The 3956-nt window shown below is 64.0% G+C and carries 5 protein-coding genes; 2 read left to right on the top strand and 3 right to left on the bottom strand.

Going from position 1 to position 3956, the window contains the following annotated elements; translation table 11 throughout:
- Positions 1-675: FAD-binding oxidoreductase (locus EN935_RS25530; RefSeq protein WP_164771332.1), on the top strand; the 675-nt coding region annotated here is incomplete at its 5' end.
- Here EN935_RS25530 and EN935_RS25535 read toward each other — a convergent pair.
- The 3 genes from EN935_RS25535 to EN935_RS25545 all read right to left on the bottom strand — a co-directional run bounded on the left by EN935_RS25535 (position 669) and on the right by EN935_RS25545 (position 3271).
- Positions 669-2042, bottom strand: a complete 1374-nt coding sequence (locus EN935_RS25535) for an amidase (RefSeq protein WP_127262829.1) — start codon at positions 2040-2042, stop codon at positions 669-671. The two genes, EN935_RS25530 and EN935_RS25535, sit on opposite strands and share 7 nt — an antisense overlap.
- Before the next feature lie 164 nt (positions 2043-2206).
- Positions 2207-3007, bottom strand: coding sequence for a class II glutamine amidotransferase (locus EN935_RS25540; RefSeq protein WP_127262828.1), 801 nt, complete (start codon positions 3005-3007; stop codon positions 2207-2209).
- 15 nt (positions 3008-3022) lie between these two features.
- On the bottom strand, positions 3023-3271 hold the full coding sequence (locus EN935_RS25545; protein WP_109666078.1) for a DUF6356 family protein: 249 nt from the start codon (positions 3269-3271) through the stop codon (positions 3023-3025).
- Positions 3272-3385: 114 nt separating this feature from the next.
- Between EN935_RS25545 and EN935_RS25550 the strand changes: the two genes are divergently transcribed.
- Positions 3386-3859: an Lrp/AsnC family transcriptional regulator gene (locus EN935_RS25550; protein ID WP_127262827.1), complete on the top strand. Its 474-nt coding sequence runs from the start codon at positions 3386-3388 to the stop codon at positions 3857-3859.
- Positions 3860-3956: the final 97 nt, after the last annotated feature.

Below are 3956 nucleotides of genomic sequence, written 5' to 3' on the forward strand. Positions count from 1 at the left end.
GCCCTGTATGTGGCTGAAGAGGGGGTGGCCGAGCCTGTCGCAGCCACGAAAGCGCTGCTGGCCGACGCCGAGCGACTTGGCGCACGTATTATCTCCAGCACGGTGACGGCGCTGGTCCAGACCGCCGGCAGGATCACCGGTGTCGACACATCACATGGCCTGATTGCATCAGACGAGGTGGTGATCGCGGCCGGCGTCGGCTCACCGGAGATTGCCGCGACGGCCGGGATCAACCTGCCGATCGAAACGCCGCCCGGCCTGATCGTCCACTCGCGGCCCTCCAAAAAGCTGCTCAACGGGCTGGTGCTGGCCGAGCGACTGCACATGCGCCAGACCGCGGAGGGCCGCATCATCGCCGGCTCGGATTTTGGCGGCGCCGACCCGAGCATGGATGCCGAAGCCACCGCCCACGCACTGTTTGCGGCCATGAAAGCCATGCTGCGCGACAGCGACGGGTTGGAACTCGATTTCCACACGGTCGGCTACCGGCCAACGCCGATCGACGGCTTTCCGATCATCGGCCGCGCCGAGGGCGTGGACGGTGTCTATGTCGCGGTCATGCATTCCGGCATCACGCTGGCGCCGGCCGTCGGCCTGTTCGCCGCCCGGGAAATCCTCGACGGCGAGCGCGACCGGCTGCTTGCGCCTTATCGATTGTCGCGCTTCGCTCAGTAGCTAGGCGGACGGCGAAAGCCGCCGGCCAAAGGTTCGATTGCCCTGGCGATGCCGAGCAGCCGCTCCTCCGACCAGCGTCTTCCGACCAGTTGCAGGCCGATCGGCAGGCCGGCGCTGTCCAGTCCGCACGGGATCGAAAGCGCTGGATGGCCGCTGTAGTTGAACACGGCGCCATAGGCCGGTAGCATCCAATAGCTCTGCTCCTTGCCGTCGAGCTTGATCGGCGTGCCCGGCTCGCAATGCGGGAAGGCGGTGGTCATGGCGACCGGGCAGAGCAGGGCATCCCAGTTTTCGAAAAACCGGTCCCAGGCGAGAATGGACCTGTCGCGGCGGGCGAGCGCCTCGAACCAGCGTGACACCGGTGTCGGTTCCTCGGGCGGCTCCGGCTGCACGGCCTCCATCATCATGCCGATCAGCGCGCCGCCCTGTTCCAGATCGTCGTGCAGATCGAGTTTCGGCAGTTTTGCTTCTTCGACGGCGGCGCCGGCGTCTTGCAGCTGCCTTGCGAGACTTTCGACCGCGGCGCTGATCTCGCCGGCCACCGGAAACCCGGGAAAGGACGGCGCGAAGGCGATGCGCAATGTCCTAGGGTCGAGCTTAGGCATGTCCTCGACCGGCACCGGCGCAAGATCGGTGTCGCGCCCGTCCGGGCCGGCGATGATTTGATGGATCAGCGCCAAATCTTCCACGCTGCGCGCCAACGGCCCGAGGCAGGACATCAGCCGCACGCTGCGCGCAGCTCCTCCCGGATCGGGGAAGGCGCCGGCCAGCGAGACACGATGCTCCGTCGGCTTCAAGCCGTAGACGCCGCAGAAAGAGGCCGGCAGCCGGATCGAATCCTGCATGTCGGTGCCGACGTCGAACGGCGTCATCCCCGAGCAAAGTGCCGCTGCCGCGCCGCCGCTGGAACCGCCTGCCGTGCGCTGGAGATTCCAGGGATTACAGGTACGGCCGAACAGTGGATTGTTCGACTGCCAGTCAGACAGCAGGGTCGCGACATTGGTCTTGGCCATCAGCACGCCGCCGGCCGCCCTCAACCGCGCGACGACCGGGCTGTCCTGTTTGGCGACATAATCGGCAAAGGGCGGGAAGCCGACCGTGGTCTTCACGCCTGCCGTTTCATGCATGTCCTTCAGCGTGAACGGCACGCCATGCAAAGGTCCGAGAGCCTCGTCGCGCGCCTGGGCTGCGTCTGCCCTCTTGGCACACTCGCGGGCGCCATCCCTGTCAAGCGAGATGACGGCGTTGACGGCCTCGTTGTGGGCATCGATCTGCGCCAGGTGGGCGTCGAGTGCTTCGACGGCGGAGATTTTCCGCGCGGCGATGGCGGCGGCGAGATCGATAGTCGAGGAAAAGACGGGGTCCATAGTGAATGCTCCGGCTTGGCGGCGCGTGCCTGATCAAATGGCGGATAGCGGCGCGATTTCAAGCGGAGTTGAGCATTCGAGGATTGGCCGCGTTTGATCGGAATTGTGCCGATAGTCTGTTGAGGTCGGCGCTGGCCCGCGACGCTACCAGTTGGCGAAGAAACCTACCCGACCAGCGCCAGCTTCGCCGCAATCGGAGCAAATGGCCGAATGGCCATGTCATCGCCGGTGATGGTGACAAAACTCGATGGCGGGATCGCTTGCCAGTCGCCGCCCTCGCGGTCGAAGGGTTCAGAGACGATGCAGCGGCCGCCACCCTTGCGCAGGACAGAAGTGTAGAGCGTCGGAGCGTGGGCGTCGGTGGCATAGCGCACCGCATGCAGCGCCTGCCCGTCCGAGAAGGCGGCGGTGAGCTTCAGCGCCGGTTCTAGGCCGGCGCGGCGCGAGGCTTCGAGCACGCGGCTGGTGGCGCGGGAGACGGCGCCTTGCGGATCGGTGGCCAATCCTTCGTCGATCATCAGCAGGAAGAAGAGTTCGGAATCGGTGGTGCCTTCGCGCTGGTCGAAGACGGCGTCGGACAGCGAGTTCTCCAGCGCACGGCGGATCTTGTCGAAGCCGCCGATCTGGCCGTTGTGCATGAACGACCAGGAGCTGGAGATGAACGGATGGCAGTTCATGCGGCTGGTGGCGCCGCCGGTCGACGCCCGCACATGGGCGAGGAACAGGCCGGATTTGATCTGCCGGCACAGGCTCTTCAGATTGGGATCGGACCAGGCCGGCAGGATATCGCGATAGAGACCCGGCTCCGGGCGGTCGCCATACCAGGCAAGGCCAAAGCCGTCGCCATTGGTCGGCGATTTTGCTTCCTGGGCGCAATGGCTCTGGGCGATCAACGAGTGACAGGGCGCGGTGAGGATGTCTTCGAGAAAGACCGCTTCACCGAGATAGGCCGCCCATCGGCACATCGCTTCTGTCGTCCTCTAGGCGCGATCCATAAGAGCCGCGGGCTCCTTGGTCGCGTGCGTGCCTCTGTTGTGCGTCCGCTCGTAAAGCTCGCGAACGATTCGGCTGGCGGTAGTCTCAAACAGAAATGGCAAGAAAGCATGAACGAGCGCGGCGCCCGCCGCCAGCAGCAGCCGCGACGAGAACCAGGCGGCAAAAGCCATATGACTGAGATACGTCTCGCCAACCTTGGCTGGATGAGAGGTGAAAATCCTTGCGACCGACATGCTGGTTCCCCTTCAGCGTCTGAGTTCCTGATATGAGTATCCTGACACGCCTCGCCGGTTCATCGGTCTCAAAATATCCTTGTAATCAGCCAGATCATGGGACAAACATCCCACATGGCACTCGATATCGATGAAATCGATCGAAAATTGCTCACCGAGCTGCAACGCGACGGCACGCTGTCGGTCGACCAGCTGTCGGAACGGGTGGCCTTGTCGCGCAATGCCTGCTGGCGCCGGGTGAAGCGGCTGGAGGAAGATGGCATCATCACCGGTCGGGTGGCGCTGGTCGATGCCGAAAAGCTCGGACTTGGCCTTTCGGTCTTCATCCTGATCCGCACGTCCAACCACGATCCGGAGTGGCTGCAGAAATTCAGGGCGGCGGTGACCGGCTTTTCCGAGATCACCGGCGTCTACCGCATGTCCGGCGACCTCGATTATGTCTTGCGCGCCCGCGTCGCAGACGTGAAGGCCTATGACCGGCTCTACCAGCGGCTGATCGCCAAGGTGGCGCTGTCTGATGTCTCCGCGTCGTTCGTGATGGAGGAGATCAAGGAGACCACCGTCGTTCCGATGGCCAGGTCGTCGTAACGCCACAAAGAAAGCCGTTGATAGAATTACAGTCGAGTTGACCGAATCGCCGTTCGCGCCGATAGGATCGATTTTATGCGCGCAGCCCTTCAAACTC

This window comes from Mesorhizobium sp. M7D.F.Ca.US.004.03.1.1 (assembly GCF_003998635.1).
Lineage (GTDB): Bacteria > Pseudomonadota > Alphaproteobacteria > Rhizobiales > Rhizobiaceae > Mesorhizobium > Mesorhizobium loti.